Origin of the sequence: Mycobacterium sp., from assembly GCF_035570115.1 — a bacterium.
Lineage (GTDB): Bacteria > Actinomycetota > Actinomycetes > Mycobacteriales > Mycobacteriaceae > Mycobacterium.
In genome coordinates this window covers 1-17,220 of sequence record NZ_DATMLH010000217.1, presented here as the reverse complement: position 1 = coordinate 17,220, position 17,220 = coordinate 1, and the positions used below count along the sequence as shown (strand labels likewise).

The following is a 17,220-nucleotide window of genomic DNA, read 5'->3' as shown; positions in this document are numbered from 1 at the left end:
GTTGACGTCGTAGGTGACGGCATGGGTGTCGTCGCCCGGGTGCAAAAACGAGGTGTGCAACGAGTGGGCGACACGGTCGGTATCGACCGTCGCCGCAGCGGCCAGCAGGCTCTGCGCCCCAACCTGGCCACCGTAGAGACGTGGCAGACCCGAGCGTATGGGGTCGGTCTCGTAGGTGTTGGCAGCGATCTCCCGCAGGGCGAAGATCTTTTGCCACCAATGCACCGATTCCGCGCTCTCGGCGGGATCAACCACTGCCGTCGGGTGGCGCGTCAGCGTGCGGTCGCACCGGCATCGACAGGGATCGTCGCGCCGGTGATGTATCGGGCTTCGTCGGAGACCAACCAGGCGATCGCGTTGGAGATGTCTTCAGCCTGGATGAGCTGCACAGGAAGGATATTGGTCATCGCTTCGAACAGCTCGGGCACGTCGGGCGCGGCACCCAGAAACGACTCGTTGTTGACCATGGGAGTGTCGGCGCCGGTGGGGTGAATGGAGTTCACCCGAATGTTATAGCTGCCCAGTGCATTTGCGTAGGCCCTCATCAGTCCCACGACGCCGTGCTTTGCGGCGGTATAGCCCAACATCCCGTACGTCTTGGACCGTAGGCTGCGCGTCGTTCCCTTCAGGCCGGCCGCCGAACTGGTGATGACGATAGCGCCGCCCTGGTTCTGTTCGACGAGCGTGGGGATGGCCGCCTCGATCGTGTAGACGACGCCGGTGAGCATGACGTCGATGCAGTCGTGCCACGCCTGGATAACGGTCGATGTGGGACCCAGCACGGGCATGATGCCGGCGTTGGCGATCACGATGTCCAGCCGGCCGAACTCCGCGAGGCCCTCGTCGACAACCTTGTTGACCGCCGCCTCGTCGCGCACATCGGCTCTGGCTGCCACAATCCGACGGCCGAGCGCCTCGACAGCTTCGACGGTCTGGGCGAGTTCCTCCTCGGTTCCCAGCGGGTAGGGAACCGAGTCGATCTGCTCGCAGATGTCGAACGTGACGATGTCGGCACCGTCCCTGGCAAGCCGCACCGCATGGGAGCGGCCCTGGCCGCGCGCTCCACCGCTGATGAAGGCGACCTTGCCGTCCAACGCTCCCATGCGGACCTCCCACTCACCGGCGTCGCTGCGCCACAGCCGTATCTAACCGATCATTGTTCGATAACGTAGCGCGTGGTGCGCCCCGTGTACATCCCAAAACGTTGACTAACCAAACAGCGCTGGATTAGCGTAGTGCGTCATGGGTAAAGCGCAGGCCGAATCCGACATCTCGGCCGCGGCGATGCTGCCGCATTACAACATGTGGGATCCCCAACACGAGAAGGCCAAATGGGATGTCTTTTCGTACGCACGGCGCCATTGCCCGGTGGCCCACACGGATGCCGAAGGCGGCGGTCAATATGTCGTCACCCGGTACGACGACGTTCGCCGGGTCCTCGAAGATCCGCAGACCTTCTCGTCGGCCGGCGTTGCGCCCCGCCCGTCGCCGGTGCGACTCAATCCGCTCGACGCCGATCCGCCCTACCAGGTTGACCTACGCAAAATCCTCAATCCGCTGTTCACCCGCAGCTTCCTGCTGCGATTCGAGCCCGAACTGCGAAAAAATGCCACCGACCTCATCGGACGCTTCATCGACAACGGGCGCTTCGAATTCGTCCGCGAGTTCGCGGGTCCCTTCGTGGGCAATGCCTTGTCGAGGGTCGTCTTCAACGAGGACGACCCGAAGAAGATGGACCATGCGGCCGAAGTCGTGATCCGGCTGGCGGTCGACGTCACCGATGAAGCGTTTTTCGAACTCGCCGTCCTCGCCGGGCAGTACATCGCCGAGCGCGAGGCGAACCCGGTTGCACGAAACGATGTGTTGAACGCCATCGCCACCGGCACGGTGGAAGGTGGCAGGCCGCTGACGGAAGAGGAACGACTCGGCGTCATCACCGTCCTGTTCCTGGGTGGTCTCGACACCACCCGGGGGGCGATGGGTTCGATCGCCTACCACCTAGCGCGCCAGCCCGAACTCGAACAACGACTCCGCGATCCCGCCTGGATCCGTCAGGACATGGATGAGTTCATCCGGCTGGAGTCGCCGGTTGGCTGTCTCGGCCGAACCGCTACCAGGGATGTCGAACTCGGTGGGGTGACGATCCGACAAGGCCAGCAGTTGTTGATTCGCTTCGATTCGGCCAATCGCGACGACGCTCGCTTCGAGGACGCTTCGCGCCTGAAGTTCGATGGGCGGCGCAGTAGTTCGGCCGGCTTCGGACTGGGAATCCATCGTTGTCTGGGTTCGCACTTCGCCCGGATTCAGATTGCGATCGCTTTCGACGAGCTGTTCAACAGGCTGACAAATCTGCGCTTCGCGGACCCGGCCACCGAAGTGCGCTGGGCGCCTGGCATCGCCAACGGCCCAGAGGAGCTGGATCTCCTTTTCGATGTGATCGATTGAGACGACGGTGCGGGTAACCCACTTTTCGTGGATCGCGGGCGGGCCAGAACCAAACGGTGTATGGTTATACTCGACGCGAGACCGGCGGGATCCCGACCTGGCTAATTCGATCGAGGGAGGTACCTCCGAAATGAGGCCCTGGCGTGAGATGCGCTGCTCATGACACCGAAGATCGAAATGCCGACCAGTACCACGCCGGCCGTCGCGCGTATCAAGTACCGGCGCACCCCCTACCTGGTGGTGTCGCAAGAGCATACGGCGCGCAACGACGTCTATGGCACCGTCGCAGACCATGTAGTGCGGTACGCGCAGCTGCTGCGCGGCGACCGCGACTCCGACACGGTGATCGTGGCATCTCATCCGATCGGATCGCCTGCCTACCTCCCGCTGTTCTCCGAACTGGCACGCACCGGGCTGCACGTGATCGGCTACGCCAACCGGTATTCGGTTGGCGACTCGGCGCTGCAAATGGAAAACCATTTGATCGACCTTGGTGCCTGCGTCCGCGACGCGCGAGAACGGCTCGGCTATGAGCGTGTCGTGCTGGCCGGCTGGAGCGGCGGGGGATCGCCGATGATGGGTTACCAGGCCGAAGCCGAGAAGCCCACTATTACCCAGACCGCCGCCGGGGAGCCGTCGTCGCTTGCCGAGACCGCGCTACCGCCTGCCGACGCGGTGATGCAGCTGGCGGCTCCGCGCAGCCGGCACCGGCTGCTGACCGAGTTCCTCGATGCGTCGATCACCGACGAGCTGCAGCCAGACCGCGACCGCGCCGCGGAGTTTGATCTCTACGACCCCGCGAACCCGAATCAGCCACCGTATTCGGCCGACTTCCTCGCCGCCTACCGCGAACGACAACGCGAGCGCAACCGCCGGATCACCGCTTACGCGCAGCAGAAACTGCGGGACTTCCGCAACGCCGGCAAACCGCACGCCGAGCACTCCTTCGTCGTCCACGGGACGATGGCCGACCCGCGCTGGCTGGATCCCACCATCGAACCCAACGGACGCCGGCCGCGGTGGAGCTATCTGGGCGACCCCGAGGTCGCCAACACCAGCCCCGGAGCGCTGATGCGGTTTACCACCGCGCGCAGCTGGTTGTCGCAATGGGGCCTGGACACCGCCCAGGTGGACGCCGGGGATGCCGCGCCGAGGGTTTCGGTGCCGGTGCTCATGGTCGTCAACGGGTGCGACGACGCCGTGCCCACCAGCCATCAGGCACAGGTTTTCGATGCGATCGGTCACCAGGACAAAGAGCGGGTCGACCTGCCGGACGCCAACCACTACTTCACTGGCGAAGACCAACAATCGCATCTGTCACGGGCGGCCGACCACGTTCATGACTGGCTGCGCCGCCACGGTTTCAACGTGAATTGACAACGCCCGCAGCGGAAATAGCCAACCTCTCACGCCGATCGATAACCCAACAAGGATTGATATCCGGCACAGTAAGGAGCCGACATGAAGTTGAGTCTGATGACCCTGGGTGACGTGGTGGCCGATCCAGTCACCGGACTCGCTTCCACGGCCGCCGAACGGCACCGGGCCATTGTCGAGGCAGCCGTCGTCGCCGACGAAGCAGGCTTCGAGGGCGTGCACATCGGCGAACATCACGGGCTGGAATACACCACGTCGGCGCCGCCGGTGATCCTCGCGGCCATCGGCGAACGCACGTCCAGACTCCGGCTGTCCACGGCTGTGACGCTGGCCGCGAACCTGGACCCGATCCGGGTGGCCGAGGACTACGCGACGGTCGACGCGCTGTCGGGTGGACGCTGCGAGGTCGTCGTGGGCCGGGGCAACTTCTTCGTGTCCACCTACACGCTCTTTGGGCAGCGGTTGGAGGACTCCCACGAGTTGTTCGCGCAGAACGTCGAACTGCTGACCCAGTTGTGGGCCGGTAAGGAAGTGAACTGGGCGGGCTCGCGCCATCGCGCCCCGATCAGTGAGTTCGTGCTGCAGCCCGTGCCGGTCGGCGCGATGCCGCTGTGGGTCGGCGGCGGCGCCTCGGAATCGTCGACGGAACTGGCGGCGCGCCTGGGTCTCGACTTGATGCTGCCCTCGGCCTTCGGCAACCCGCAGATGTTCAAGCCCGTGGTCGAGAGCTACCGGGAAAAGTTCGCGTCCTACGGGCATCCGCGCCAGCCGCGCGTCGGCGCCTGCTGGCACGTGAACGTCGCCAAGACGAGCCAGGCGGCCCGCGAGCGGTGGGAACCGCGTTACCGCGCCTACTTCGAGCTGATGAGTACCGTGATTCCCCGGGTCAACCCCGACCCGCCGGCGTTCGTCACCAAGCCGTTCGACTTCGGGTTCCTCACCACCAAAGGACCCGCGATCGTCGGCAGCGCGGCGGAGGTGGCCGACCGACTCAAAGCCTGGTCGGAAGTGCTCACCAGCGACACGAACCTGATCTACATCGACATGGGTGGCCAACCCGCCGGCGAGTACCGCGACATGGTCGAACTCATCGGCTCCGACGTTCTACCGCAACTGAATTGATCCGCGGTGGCCGCCTGGTGCGGCGCCCCACGACGTTATTGCCACCCTCGACGATCAAGGTGTTGAATCTGCATTCAAAGTAAGGGCGGTGATTGTCGGCGGTTCGCACTCTGGCGGTGATCGGATTCTGCTGCGCGGCAACCATATTGATCTATCACCCGCCATTCAACTGGCTGGGCATTGTCGGATCGTCGAAGGCGAATCTGCCGACCTACATGTGGCCGGGCTGACTTTCGCGCTTGAGTCCCCTTAGGTCAGGTCTTCGTGCTCAAGGCGACGCAGCGCGCGGAAGGCATAGGGCGTCACGATGGCGATAAGCACGAAGAACAGGCCGAACACCGCCCAAAAGTTCAGCAGGCCATGCCAGGCGAACGGGCCGGTCCGGACAAATGGCACCAGGCTCAGCGGAACATAGATTGCCGCGACCAGGAAGCACAAATAGCCGACCCACCGTGGAAAAAGAGGCTGTGTGCGACGGTCGAGCAGTATGGCGACACCCAATGCCACACTCTGTAACAGCGAGAACATGAAGGTGAGGTCGAAGAACAGCCATCCCAAGTCGTATAACGTCTGCACGGTCTCGGGCGAGCGGGCTTCGGCGCGGAATGCTGCGGTCTGCCACACTACGGCCGGCACGGCGGTGACGACGCCCGTCATCAGGCCACCAAGAAGTTCCGTTGTCGACAGGACACCCATCGGGCCTTCCATCCGGCCGATGACCTTAGAGATGGCAGCACTCCAGGTGTAGTAGCAGGGAGCACCAACAACCATCAGCACCATTCCCACTTGGATGCTGGTGTGGTGAGTCTGGAAGTAGCGGGTTATGGCCGATGCGTCGAGGTCTTGTCCCAGGGGTGGCCAAAAGCCGGCGAACACCGCGAAGCCCAGCAGACCTAGGCCCGCGTACACGCAGACGGACCATAACGCGAGGCGAAGTATTGTGTAATCGGTGCTCGTGTTCTGTGCACTCGCCACCGTGGTGCGTGCTGTTGTCGTTGTCACAGTTCCTCCCAGTGCCCGAGGTTGGCTCGATTCCAGGCGCCCTTGACGCGGTTTACGTTCCGCGCATCTGCTGAAGGCGATCCGCTGCGATGGCGGCGATGGCGGGCGAGGCCAGCAGCTCTTTGATGGCGCGTTGCTCGGCATCGAGGCCATCCGCCAGCGGAACCCGACCGGCCATGTCCAGCAACGCCTTCGCGTGCCGCAACGCGTTTCGGTCGTGGGCCGCGATCTGTTGTGCGAGCTGCACCGCTGCGGCTACCGGATCGTCGGCCAATCGGGTGACCAGTCCCATTCCGGCGGCCTCGGATCCGCTGACTTTCCGGCCGGTAAACGTGAGGTCCTTGGCGACGTCACGGCCGACCAGCTCGGGAAGCAGCTGTGTTCCGGCCATGTCCGGTATCAGTCCCCACCGCACCTCCATCACGGAAAGCTCCGCGTCCGGGGACGCCACCCGGATGTCTGCACCCAGGGCGATCTGCAGCCCGCCGCCGTATGCCACGCCATGAATGCCGGCGATGACCGGCACGGGAACCTGCGACCAGACCACCGCGGCTTGCGGACCCAGCGCCGTCGCACCGCCGATACGCTCGAGGGTCGTCGGAGGCATGGCTGGATGCTCGCCACCCCCCTTGGCGATGCGAGCGAATGACGACAAGTCCAGGCCGGCGCAGAAGGCGCGTCCGTTGCCGCTGACCACCACCGCTCGAATGTCGGGGTCGGACATGAGTCGCTTGCCCGCCGATACCAGTCCTTCGAACATCGCGGTGTCGAGCGCATTGAGCTTGTCCGGCCTGTTGAGTCGGACATGCGCTACCGCGCCGTCCACATCGACGGTCACGCGTGCGGCGTTGTCCATGGTGCGGGCCCCTATCCACGACACCGATAATTTAACATGCACTAGAAAATTCTGCTAGAGTCTGGGTGCACAGGTGCTGATCTGGTCTGATACGCGCCTAATGAGTATTAAAAAATGCCGTTCCTGTTGCTCTTGCGACGCAAACGCAAAAGGGGGTGTCAGCGGCCATGTCGCCTGACGCATCGCCGCCTTCGGCGACCAGGGTCGCTGCCGTTCGGAGCCTCTATCGCGCGCTGGCCGACGGCGACCGGGAAACGCTCGGAAAGCTGCTGCACCCGGATTTCATTGGACATGCCACCGAGGGGTTGCCGTTGGGGGCGGGCGGCGAGCACGTCGGTCCCGAGGCGATGCGCCGTGAGCTGTGGTGGCAACTCGGTCGCCACTACCGGGTGGCGGCTCATCCCGACGAATTCCACGCTCTCGACGACGGCCGCTTGTTGGTCGTCGGCCATTACCGGGGCGAGGCTCGGCGGTCCGGCAAGAAGCTCGAAGCGGCGTTTCATCATGTGATCGGCTTCGCCGACGACGGCCGGATGACCTCGCTGGATCAGCTGACCGACACCGCCGCATGGGTTGAAGCGCTGGACGATCAGGCTCGGCTTGAAACGATCGACTATTCCGTGGTCGACGGACTCGCGACCGTGTGCCTGAACCGGCCCGAGGCGCGCAACGCAATCGACCCACGCATGGCCTTCGAATCCCTCGTCGTCGCCCGCCGCATCGCCGATGACCGGTCCGTTCGCGCCGTCCTCATTTGCGGCGACGGGCCGTCATTTTCGGTCGGCGGCGACATCGATACTTTTCCGTCGGATGCGTCGACACCGTATGGCGAACTCCTGGAGTGGATGACCACACCGTTTCATGAAGCCTTTCGCGTGCTCAGCCGCATCGACGCACCGATCGTCACCGCCGCCCATGGCGCAATCGCCGGTGGTGGGCTCGGCTACATCTACGCGGCCGACCTAGTGATAGCGGCCGAAGGCACGAAGTTCCTGACAGCATTTGCAGCGCTTGGCCTTTCGGGCGATGGCGGCGGAACCTGGCATCTGCCACGCCTGATCGGCGCGCGCCGTGCGGCCCAGGCTTATCTGCGGAATGCGCCGATCGAGACGACCGAGGCCCTGGAGTGGGGGCTGATCAACGAGATCGTGCCGGCTGACGAGCTACGGGCGCGGGCCGTGGCGCTGGCGACCGACTTGGCGCGCGGGCCCACCCGAGCTTTTGCCAGGATGCGGGCGCTGTTGCGCGGTGCGTGGCACAACGACCTGGCCACGCAACTGCAGTCAGAAATCGAGGCGCTGAAGGCCACCGCCGACACCGCCGATGCCGCAGAAGCGCTTTCGGCGTTCAGAGCGAAGCGCACACCCCGCTTCACCGGAGGGTAGGACATGGGACTGATCAACGATTCACCCGAGCACAAGGCGATACGCGACAGCGTCGCGGGGATCGCCAAGCGATACGGACCCGAGTATTTCCTGGCGCGGGCACGCACGGGCGGGGGGATCGAGGAATTGTGGAATGACCTCGGCGCCGCCGGCCTATTGGGCCTGCACCTGCCCGAGGACTACGGTGGCGGCGGGGGAGGGATGGCTGATGCCGTTGTCGTCGTGGAAGAGCTTGCTGCGCAAGGGATGCCGTTGCTGATCTGGGTGATCTCGCCGGCCATCTGCGGCAGCATCCTAGCGTGTCACGCGTCGGAGGAAATGAAGCAGCAATGGCTGCCGCGCATCGCGGACGGGACCAAGAAGATGGCATTCGGCCTGACCGAACCCGACGCCGGGTCAAACAGCCACGACCTCAAGACAACCGCGAAACGCACCGATACCGGCTGGAGGATTTCCGGTTCCAAGTACTACATCTCCGCGGTGGACCAATCCGACGCGATACTGCTGGCCACCCGGGACGCGGATCATTCGACAGCGGAGCGCAATCGGTTGTCTTTATTCGCAGTTCCAACCGATACCCCGGGATTGACGTTTGCGCCCATCGCCACGTCGATCGTGTCACCGGACAAGCAGTTCACCGTGTTCCTCGATGACGTCGCAGTTGGCGAAGAAGCGCTGATCGGGGTCGCCGGCAACGGTCTTCGGCAGGTTTTCGACGGCCTGAATCCCGAACGGATCCTGGTGGGCGCGCTATCCAGTGGCATCGGACGCTACGCGATCGGTAAGGCCGTGGATTACGCGCGACACCGGAGCGTCTGGTCGACGCCGATCGGCGCCCACCAAGGCGTCGCCCATCCGCTCGCCGAATGCCACATCGCGGTCGAACTGGGCCGGATGGCGACCCTGCGCAGCGCCGAGCTCTTCGATGCCGGAGAACCGGCGGGTGAAGCCGCGAACATCGCCAAATACGCTGCGTCCGAGGCCGCGTTGAAGGCGCTCGACCAGGCGATTCAAACCCATGGGGGCAACGGGCTGTCCCTGGAATACGGGCTATCCGAGCTGTGGTTCGTCACCAGGCTGATGCGCACCGCGCCGGTGAGCCGCGAAATGGTGCTCAACTTCGTGGCCCAAACATCGCTGGGCCTGCCCCGGTCCTATTAGAAAGCGAGACCCGAGTGCACAGAACGCAATTCGATGCGGTCGTTATCGGAGCCGGCGCGGGCGGCTTGTTCACCGCCGCCCGGCTTGCCCACCACGGCTATCGCACCCTCGTCGTGGAACGCCTCGACAAGGTCGGCGGACGCGCCTCTACCGACGACATCGACGGTTTCAAGGTCAATACCGGTGCCATCGTGATCGAGCTCGGCGGCATCACCCAACAGACATGTGAGGAGGTCGGCGCACCGTTCGACATCCGCGAACCCAAGCCAGCGCTGCTGTACCGGATCGGCGGCAAAAACGTCGACGTGACCGGCGGCGGGTGGGGTTTTCTGCTGAGCAAGCTCACCCGCCAGGGCGCCAAGTTGATTGCCGGCATCGGTGCCGCGCGCAGCGACTCCGGCCTGCCGGAAGACCAGATCAGTACCGCCGAATGGGTGTCTCGTTACACCAAAAACGAACGCGTGCACGGCATATTCCGCAACATGTGCGCCTCGATCTTCGCAGTAGGTTCAGAAGACCTTCCGGCGCGGGTGTTCCTCACTTATTTCACTCGCAAGAGCGCGTTCAAGCGGTTCGGCTTTCACCCCGACGGCACCATCGGGCTGTGGCGCGGACTGGCTGACGTCGTCCAGTCGCACGGCGGCGAAGTGTGGCTTTGCACAACGGTCACCGAGATCATCTCCGATGGCGACAGGGTGACCGGCGTAGAGGTGAACCGCGCCGGCGAGAAGGTCAGCGTCGCAACGTCAGTCGTGGTCAGCGATGTCGGACCCGCCGCCACCATCGAGCTTCTCGGCGAGGAAAACGTGCCATCCGACTACCAGGACCTGGTCAAGAAGGGTGATCGCCCGACCGCAATGATCTCGGTGAACTTCGCGAGCCGCCACCGCCTCGTGGACGTTCCCGGCATGCTCAGCTTCGCCACGTCACGCCGGCTGGCCTACATCGCGAACTTCACCGATACCTGCCCGGAGATGGCGCCGCGGGGATGGCATCTTTACGTCGGGACGGCGGTGCCCAAGCCCTCCATTGGCGACTTCGACGAGGCGGCCGAAACCGAGCTCCTGCTGGCGGATCTGCGCGACAATATCGATCAGTTCGATGAGCGTGCACGGATACTGAGCATTGCGGTCACCCGTGACGGCTGGCCGCCGCAACGGGCGGTGGCGGGTTTCGATCTGCCGCACGACACACCGTTCGCCGGTCTGTGGAATGTCGGCGATGCGGTCAAGGAATACGCCAACGGGGGCACGACGGCGTGCGCAGAGACGGCGCAGCTAGTGACGGATAAGATCCTCGCTGCGCTAACCGACCGTCGTCTCGGCTAATCCATACCGGACGAACGACTGCGCATTGGCGACGACGGTTTCCAAAGAGCTGCGCCGAGGATCCCACCACTCGACCGCCCAATTTAGCGCGCCCAAGACCAGCATCTGAGCCATGTATAAATCCAGATCGGCGCGCAGTTGACCAGATCGTGCCAGGTCGTTGATCAGTCGTCGCCACACTTCGCCGTAGCGCTCTTCCTCGAGGACCTGGCGCTTTCGAATCCGCGGCGGCACCTGGCCGGCGTTGCGGATGGCTGCGGTCGTGTAGTCCGAGATCTCTAGTTCGTGTCGCAGATGAGCGCTGACCGCGGCGAGCAGGCGATCCAGCGCAGAGGCGTCCGCAGGTAAGCCGTCGAGTATTGCGGCGACATGTTCGCGCATGTCGGCGATACCGGCCCACATCACCTCCTCGATGAGGTCATCGCGCGACGGATAGTAGTAATAGATCGCCGGCGCCTGCAGCTCGGCCTGTGCCGCCACGTCAGTGAGGCGCAACCCGGCATATCCATTGGCGCTCAACACGTGGGCGGCCGCGTCTAAGATCCGCCGTCTTGTCTGGGTCGATTTGGACTCAGCGATGTCGGCGGACGCCGGACCCGTCACAGACGCGATGTCAGTCCGCCTGGTCATTGACCAATTCTAGCCAGTAAACGGCACCACGCCCCCGTGTGCGGGCACAATTTCTATCCGAGATTCGAGCCTGCAATCGGTTCATGGACTCGGCGCAATCCAACGTAACGCTTGCCGAAACCACAGTTTTCTATCTCCGATTAAGTAGTTTCGATGAAACAATGCCGTGGCGGGGTATGTTCACCCGCCACGGCAAGTCCGGGTCGCCGGCTAGGACGTTCGCGCTCGTTCTCGTCGTGCCGGAGCATCTGTTGTGGAACGACGCCGTGCCTCGTCGTCAAGCATGCGCTGTCGCATTGAGGGCAGGAAGGCAAGTAGCCGGTAGGTAAGGAGATGACCGAAATGCCAATCGACCGCTTCGTCGTCCGGCACGGCGACGAAGTAGGCCATGCCGCGGATGTAGAGAATGAAGCCGGCCATCATGATCGTGGTGGCCACCCATTTGGCCGCGGTCGGCAGAGTGGAGTTGAGCGCCAGGATGTGCACCCAGCCGACGCTGAAATAGGCGACCATCATCCCGATGGGGGGAAGCACCAGGAACAGGGCTCGTCCCCAGCCCTTCAACCGGGGTTCCAAATACCAAATGAAGAACCCAATCGTCATGAACGACGCACCGTTGATGAACGCCCACCAGTACGGGAATTTCAGGAAGGTGTAAGGCTGAACGCCGTAGTACTGGTAGACGTGCATCAGCAGCCCGGGCGTCTCCATGATGGCATCGGTCAATCCCGCAATCAGGTAGACCAGCATCACCTGCTTGACGTTCAGGCCGCGCTTGAACAGCAGGTAGATGAAATAGGGCTCCAGACCCAAAAAGGCCGCGTAACAGAATGGGATCAGCAGCGGTATCTGAATTCCGAAGTTGGTGAAGACGTAGAACGGGAGGTCATTGGCCCACCGAAGATGGCCCAGTAGGTCGAGCATCGGCTCCAACAGCGAGCACAGGAATCCCCCGAAGATCAGCATCGACGGCAGCCAGTTCTGCTTCTTGAACCCCGTCCACAGGGCCCAGATGACGGCGATACTGACCACGAGCAGGCCGGCATACAACGTGAAAAACCAACCAGCGAAGTGCCCTGCGGAAAAATCCGATGGACTGGGTAGGATATTCGGCGGCATGTGCGGCAAACCTCCTCGTGCGCGATCTAAATATATATTAAATTAAGGTTCCGGATCAATATTCATTACGATGAGAAGTCCGATTTGAGCCGGCAATCTCTCGGCCGATCAGCTCCTTCATGATTTCCGTTGTGCCGCCGTAGATCGTCTGGGCCCGGGTATCGAGATACGCTCGGGCGACTGGGTACTCGACCATGTACCCATACCCTCCGTGAAGTTGTAGGCAGTTATCGAGGAGTCGGCGTTGGAGCTCGCTCACGTACCACTTACCCTTCGCGGCATCGACATCGGAGAGCTCGCCTGCGTTGAACGCGTGCACCGATTTGTCGACGTATGCCTCGGAGATGTCGAGCTCGGTGGCCATCTCGGCGAGCTGGAAACGGATGTGTTGCAGCGCGGTTAGCGGTTGGCCGAAAGCGTTGCGCTGTTGGCAGTACTCGACGGTCTGGTCGAAGATCGCGCGTGTGGTCGCGATGGCCTGGGCGGTGACTCCCAGTCGCTCGCGGGGCAGATGGCCCATCAGGTACTGCAGTCCGCGACCTTCTTCTCCCAACAGATTGTCGAGGGGAACCACTGCGTCATCGAAGAACAACTCGGCGGTGTCTTGAGCCGGCAGCCCGATTTTTTCCAGCTGGCGTCCGCGCCTGAATCCGGGTGTGTCGCGTTCCACGGCGAACAAGCTGAACCCCCGTGAACCGCCCTCCTGTTCGGAGCGGGCGGCGACCACGACGAGGTCGGCCATAATGCCACTCGAAATGAATGTCTTCTGGCCATTGAGGATCCAGCTGTCGCCGTCGCGGCGAGCGCTGGTGCGGATCCCTCTGAGATCGCTGCCGGTGCCGGGTTCGGTCATCGCGAGGGCACCGATCAGTTCGCCGGACGCGAAGCCTGGCAGCCATCGCTGTTTCTGATCCTCGGTGGTGAGATCGAGTAGGTAGTGCAGCACCAGATCGTCCTGCAGGCTGACAGTCAGGCCGAACGACAGCGCGTTGACCTTGGCGATCTCCTCGCAGACCACCATCCGGTAGCGGTAGTCATGTTCACCGGCACCGCCGTAACGCTCGTCGATCTCCAATGCGTATATTCCCGCTTTAGCGGCGCTGACGAACACGTCACGGTCGATCCGGCGGTTACGCTCCCAGTCAGGGTGGTGCGGAACCACTTCGCGAGCCAGGAACTCCCGAACTGTTTCTCGGTATGCCTCGTGATCGGGGCTATACAGCGTCCGGCGCACCGCTCAGAGCCTTTCGATGATCGTGACGTTAGCCTGTCCGCCGCCCTCGCACATGGTCTGCAGACCGTAGCGGCCGCCAGTGCGTTCCAGTTCGTGCAGCAATGAGGTCATCAAGCGCGCGCCAGTGCAGCCGATCGGGTGTCCCAGAGCGATTGCCCCGCCGTTGACGTTGACGCGCTCAGGGTCGGCGTCAAGCTCTGCCAACCAGGCAAGTACCACGGGGGCGAATGCCTCATTGATTTCCACTAGGTCGATCTCGTCGATCGACAACCCCGTCCGCTTGAGTGCATGCCGGGTGGCCGGGATCGGGGCGGTCAGCATCATCACTGGATCAGCGCCCCGCACCGAGATGTGGTGGATCCGCGCTCGCGGTGTCAACCTGAACCGATTGACCGCGTCCTGTGATGCGATGAGCAGTGCTGCGGCTCCGTCGGAGATTTGGCTGGCCACCGCCGCGGTCAACACGCCACCCTCGACCAGGGTCGGCAACTTGGCCATTTTTTCTAATGACGTGTCGGGACGTGGCCCTTCATCCACGGTGACGCCCGCATACGGGGCGATCTCCTTGGTGAATCGACCTTCGGCAATGGCGGCCAGCGCGCGCTGGTGGCTGCTGTAGGCGAACACTTCGTTGTCTTCGCGGCTGAGTTTCCACTGGCTGGCGATCATCTCCGCGCCGCGGAATTGCGAGATTTCCTGGGTGCCGTACCGGGCCTCCCATCCGCGACAGCCGGTCCATGGATCGCTTGAGCCGAAAGGCTCACCCGCGGTGAACGCGCTCAAGATCGGGTACTGACTCATCTTTTGCACGCCGCCCGCGACGATCAGGTCCGCGGTGCCGCTCATCACGGCTTGGGCGGCGAAATGTACTGCCTGTTGCGCCGATCCACACTGTCGGTCCACCGTAACGCCCGGCACCGACTCAGGCAGGCCGGCTGCAAGTGCCGCCGTGCGGGCGATATCTCCGGCCTGGGAACCGATGTTGTCCAAGCAGCCGAGGATTACGTCGTCGATTGCCTCCGGATCCAGGTCGTGGCGATCAACCACCGTCCGAATGACATGGGCGGCCATGTCTGCCGGGTGCTCGTGGCCCAGTCCGCCGCCGCGCTTGCCGACCGCTGTGCGAACCGCATCAACAATATAAGCCTCAGTCACCCGAATAATTTAACATAGAATAAAAAGCCGGGCCACCCGCCCCGAAGTGGCCATTCGCTCAACGTTTGGCAGGTGCTGAGCGCGCTTTCCGCGTGCCGCGGGCCCGGGATTCCCCATCGGCGGACAGTCCGTGGCGGACCAATGATTGGGCGTTGACGACGATGCCGTCGACGGAATCGCGGCGCGCGTCGCGCCATTCGGCTGCCCAGTTCAGCGCCCCGAGGACCAGCAGGTGCGCGTACCGGGGGTCGAGGCCGGGCCGGATCTGCCCGTCGGCCAGTGCATTGTCGAACAACCGGCGCCACATCCGTCCGTAGGCCGTTTCCTCTTTGAGCTGTCGGGTGCGGAGCCGGTGGGGGATCTGCCGGGAATTGCGGATCGAGGCGGTGGCGTAGTCGGAAATCTCCAATTCATGCCTCAGGTGGGCCTCGACAGCGACCATGATCCGCTCCAGAGGCGAGGTCTCCGGCGGCAGATCATCGAGGGCATCTTGCACGTGCTTACGCAGCTCAGCGATGCCGCAGTACATGACCTCTTCGATTAGCTCTTCGCGGGACCCGAAGTAGTAGTAGATCGCCGGCGCTTGAAGCTCGGCGTATTCGGCGACATCCGAGAGCCTCGTCCCGGCGAACCCTTTCGAGCTCAAGACGTGCGCCGCCGCATCGAGGATGCGGGCACGGGTGCGGGCGGACTTGGACTCGGCGTCCGTCGATATCTTGCCGTTAGACGCCGCTGCAGCTTTTCTAGGCACGGTTACAGGATATTCCAGGCACGGTCAGGGTGTCGTATACGTCGATCTCCGATGTTGATTACCGGTGGCGCTCTCACCGCAACGTCCTCGGTTGGTGCTGGTGGGATAGCCAGCGGGAACGCCATCTTGGCGTCGAATGCGCCAGCCGCACAATAACTGTCGCACATACCCGTATCAATAGCGCCGCTACGTTGACTGGCCGGGTCAGCGACACCTCATACCTGCATCAGCACGACTCGGGTGACGATTTTTGTCGATCATGGCCACGGCAATGTCGGACGAGTGAGTCCAGGGTCGCCCCAGGGCGGTCGGCGACCGCGGCATGCCTCACGGCGGTCACTCCCAAGCCCGGGGGACTGGATGCCGCCCTCATCCCGCAAATCGACGGGCTGCACGGCTGGGCGTCCGAGCCTCGGTGGCCCAGGCCACCCATGGCACGGATCCGCGGCAGCGCATCGCGGTCAGTCGAAACGGCCTATTGACGAAACCGTGCGAACGATCGTTATCATGTAAGTCATCCGATGAGACCGACGTCACACCGGAGTTGCACGATTAGGAGGAGTCGCCATGGGACCCAGGCAACTGGAACGTGGTGCCTCAATGGGCGCTAATTGAGCAACCTTTAGCGACCGAAAGGAAATCCATGTCTGAGGGCCGCAGCGTGTTCTCCGAACGGAGCCAGCGCGCCATCTTGTGGTGGGGTATCGGCCTCGCCATCGTTTACATCATTGCCTTCATCTTTCTGCTGCAGCAGGTTCCCCTGAAGGATCCCAAATGGAGCGCCGACCAGGTGGCCTCCTGGTACGTGCACAATCAAGGCAAGATCAAACTCGGCGCCGTCCTATGCAGCTGGACTGGCGCCTTCATGATGCCGATCTTGGCCGTGCTCGCAATTCAGATGGCCCGGGCCGAGACCGGCGGATGGAAGATATGGAGTGCGCTGACGCTGGTCAGCGGTGCCATGATGTCGCTGTTTTTGATGCTCCCGCCGATGTTCTGGGGTGTAGCGGCATACACGGCACCCCGCAAAGACTCCGAGGTCACCACCCTGATGCACGAATTGGCGTCGCTGACGATGACGACGACCGACCAGTTCTACATCTTCGCGTGGATCGCCGTCACGGTCATCGCGCTGCGCCCGGCCACCCAACTGGTCAAGAACAACCCGTTTCCGCGATGGTGGGGCTACATGTCGCTGTGGATAACGATCATGTTCGAGGCAGGCGCGATCGCCTTCATACCGCGTAGCGGCCCATTTGCCTGGAACGGGCTGCTGGTGTTCTGGTCGCCGCTGACTTTGTTCTCGGTATGGATCACCATCCAGAGCTGGCTGATTTTCCGCGCACTGCGTGCCCAAAGAGCTGAACCCGAGCCCCAGGCGTTGCGCGCGGCAGAGCACGCCACGGTGTTCTGACGGTCGATGACAGAGCCGTGCTTGGTCTGTCAAAGGGTTGGCCACCTGCCGGCAAGTAGCGGCGTTAACGCCCACCCAACTGGTTGCGAGTTGACTCGGCGTGCGTGTGCCGAAGCCGGCCGTTAAGCGGCCATCGGCGTGCGAAAATGACGGGGTGCCCACTAAGCCAACCGTCAACTGCCAACCAGTGGCGCGCGGTGATGGGAGGCGCCTGCTCCTGGAATCGGCTCGCGCGCTGTTC

At 63.2% G+C, this 17,220-nt stretch carries 16 protein-coding genes; 7 read left to right on the top strand and 9 right to left on the bottom strand.

What is annotated here, in order from left to right; translation table 11 throughout:
* Together VNW74_RS19550 and VNW74_RS19545 are read right to left on the bottom strand one after the other, a co-directional pair.
* Positions 1-255, bottom strand: a 255-nt coding sequence (locus tag VNW74_RS19550) for an acyl-CoA thioesterase domain-containing protein (RefSeq protein ID WP_325679798.1), incomplete at its 3' end; no start/stop codon positions are given.
* 17 nt (positions 256-272) lie between these two features.
* Positions 273-1,103, bottom strand: a complete 831-nt coding sequence (locus tag VNW74_RS19545) for a mycofactocin-coupled SDR family oxidoreductase (RefSeq protein WP_325679796.1) — start codon at positions 1,101-1,103, stop codon at positions 273-275.
* Between the two features lie 139 nt (positions 1,104-1,242).
* Here VNW74_RS19545 and VNW74_RS19540 point away from each other — a divergent pair, with 139 nt between their 5' ends.
* The 3 genes from VNW74_RS19540 to VNW74_RS19530 all read left to right on the top strand — a co-directional run bounded on the left by VNW74_RS19540 (position 1,243) and on the right by VNW74_RS19530 (position 4,944).
* Positions 1,243-2,445, top strand: a complete 1,203-nt coding sequence (locus VNW74_RS19540; protein ID WP_325679794.1) for a cytochrome P450 — start codon at positions 1,243-1,245, stop codon at positions 2,443-2,445.
* Positions 2,446-2,604: 159 nt separating this feature from the next.
* Entirely contained in the window at positions 2,605-3,822 is a 1,218-nt protein-coding gene (locus VNW74_RS19535) for an alpha/beta hydrolase (RefSeq protein WP_325679792.1), read from the top strand.
* An 84-nt stretch (positions 3,823-3,906) separates the two neighbouring features.
* Positions 3,907-4,944 carry an LLM class flavin-dependent oxidoreductase gene (locus VNW74_RS19530; protein ID WP_325679790.1) on the top strand — a complete coding sequence of 346 codons (1,038 nt, stop codon included), beginning with the start codon at positions 3,907-3,909 and terminating at the stop codon, positions 4,942-4,944.
* 249 nt (positions 4,945-5,193) lie between these two features.
* On the opposite strand, the gene VNW74_RS19525 is transcribed toward VNW74_RS19530, so the two are convergent.
* Together VNW74_RS19525 and VNW74_RS19520 are read right to left on the bottom strand one after the other, a co-directional pair.
* Positions 5,194-5,853 carry a hypothetical protein gene (locus VNW74_RS19525; protein ID WP_325679788.1) on the bottom strand — a complete coding sequence of 220 codons (660 nt, stop codon included), beginning with the start codon at positions 5,851-5,853 and terminating at the stop codon, positions 5,194-5,196.
* Positions 5,854-5,998: 145 nt separating this feature from the next.
* Entirely contained in the window at positions 5,999-6,844 is an 846-nt protein-coding gene (locus tag VNW74_RS19520; protein WP_325679786.1) for a crotonase/enoyl-CoA hydratase family protein, read from the bottom strand.
* A gap of 125 nt (positions 6,845-6,969) precedes the next feature.
* Here VNW74_RS19520 and VNW74_RS19515 point away from each other — a divergent pair, with 125 nt between their 5' ends.
* The 3 genes from VNW74_RS19515 to VNW74_RS19505 are packed head-to-tail and all read left to right on the top strand — an operon-like array spanning position 6,970 to position 10,676.
* On the top strand, positions 6,970-8,187 hold the full coding sequence (locus VNW74_RS19515; protein WP_325679784.1) for an enoyl-CoA hydratase-related protein: 1,218 nt from the start codon (positions 6,970-6,972) through the stop codon (positions 8,185-8,187).
* A 3-nt stretch (positions 8,188-8,190) separates the two neighbouring features.
* Entirely contained in the window at positions 8,191-9,348 is a 1,158-nt protein-coding gene (locus tag VNW74_RS19510) for an acyl-CoA dehydrogenase family protein (RefSeq protein WP_325679782.1), read from the top strand.
* 14 nt (positions 9,349-9,362) lie between these two features.
* Positions 9,363-10,676 carry a phytoene desaturase family protein gene (locus VNW74_RS19505; protein ID WP_325679780.1) on the top strand — a complete coding sequence of 438 codons (1,314 nt, stop codon included), beginning with the start codon at positions 9,363-9,365 and terminating at the stop codon, positions 10,674-10,676.
* Here VNW74_RS19505 and VNW74_RS19500 read toward each other — a convergent pair.
* The 5 genes from VNW74_RS19500 to VNW74_RS19480 form a co-directional block, all read right to left on the bottom strand.
* Positions 10,653-11,306 (bottom strand): TetR/AcrR family transcriptional regulator, encoded by a 654-nt coding sequence (locus tag VNW74_RS19500; RefSeq protein WP_325679778.1) that lies wholly within the window; start codon positions 11,304-11,306, stop codon positions 10,653-10,655. The two genes, VNW74_RS19505 and VNW74_RS19500, sit on opposite strands and share 24 nt — an antisense overlap.
* 210 nt (positions 11,307-11,516) lie before the next feature.
* Positions 11,517-12,425, bottom strand: coding sequence for a hypothetical protein (locus VNW74_RS19495; protein ID WP_325679776.1), 909 nt, complete (start codon positions 12,423-12,425; stop codon positions 11,517-11,519).
* Positions 12,426-12,480: 55 nt separating this feature from the next.
* On the bottom strand, positions 12,481-13,659 hold the full coding sequence (locus VNW74_RS19490) for an acyl-CoA dehydrogenase family protein (RefSeq protein ID WP_325679774.1): 1,179 nt from the start codon (positions 13,657-13,659) through the stop codon (positions 12,481-12,483).
* A 3-nt stretch (positions 13,660-13,662) separates the two neighbouring features.
* Positions 13,663-14,814: an acetyl-CoA C-acetyltransferase gene (locus VNW74_RS19485; protein WP_325679772.1), complete on the bottom strand. Its 1,152-nt coding sequence runs from the start codon at positions 14,812-14,814 to the stop codon at positions 13,663-13,665.
* 58 nt (positions 14,815-14,872) lie between these two features.
* A complete protein-coding gene (locus VNW74_RS19480) occupies positions 14,873-15,565 on the bottom strand; it encodes a TetR/AcrR family transcriptional regulator (protein ID WP_325679770.1) in 693 nt (230 codons plus the stop codon).
* A gap of 643 nt (positions 15,566-16,208) precedes the next feature.
* Between VNW74_RS19480 and VNW74_RS19475 the strand changes: the two genes are divergently transcribed.
* Complete coding sequence (locus tag VNW74_RS19475; protein WP_325679768.1) at positions 16,209-16,979, top strand: hypothetical protein; 771 nt, start codon at positions 16,209-16,211, stop codon at positions 16,977-16,979.
* Positions 16,980-17,220: the final 241 nt, after the last annotated feature.

What these genes read in the sequence shown, in the direction of transcription:
- VNW74_RS19500 (WP_325679778.1), bottom strand. Translation starts at nt 11,306, where the DNA reads ATGACCAGGCGGACTGACATCGCGTCTGTGACGGGTCCGGCGTCCGCC.
- VNW74_RS19535 (WP_325679792.1), top strand. Translation starts at nt 2,605, where the DNA reads ATGACACCGAAGATCGAAATGCCGACCAGTACCACGCCGGCCGTCGCG.
- VNW74_RS19530 (WP_325679790.1), top strand. Translation starts at nt 3,907, where the DNA reads ATGAAGTTGAGTCTGATGACCCTGGGTGACGTGGTGGCCGATCCAGTC.
- VNW74_RS19540 (WP_325679794.1), top strand. Translation starts at nt 1,243, where the DNA reads ATGGGTAAAGCGCAGGCCGAATCCGACATCTCGGCCGCGGCGATGCTG.
- VNW74_RS19545 (WP_325679796.1), bottom strand. Translation starts at nt 1,103, where the DNA reads ATGGGAGCGTTGGACGGCAAGGTCGCCTTCATCAGCGGTGGAGCGCGC.
- VNW74_RS19495 (WP_325679776.1), bottom strand. Translation starts at nt 12,425, where the DNA reads ATGCCGCCGAATATCCTACCCAGTCCATCGGATTTTTCCGCAGGGCAC.
- VNW74_RS19515 (WP_325679784.1), top strand. Translation starts at nt 6,970, where the DNA reads ATGTCGCCTGACGCATCGCCGCCTTCGGCGACCAGGGTCGCTGCCGTT.
- VNW74_RS19510 (WP_325679782.1), top strand. Translation starts at nt 8,191, where the DNA reads ATGGGACTGATCAACGATTCACCCGAGCACAAGGCGATACGCGACAGC.
- VNW74_RS19475 (WP_325679768.1), top strand. Translation starts at nt 16,209, where the DNA reads ATGTCTGAGGGCCGCAGCGTGTTCTCCGAACGGAGCCAGCGCGCCATC.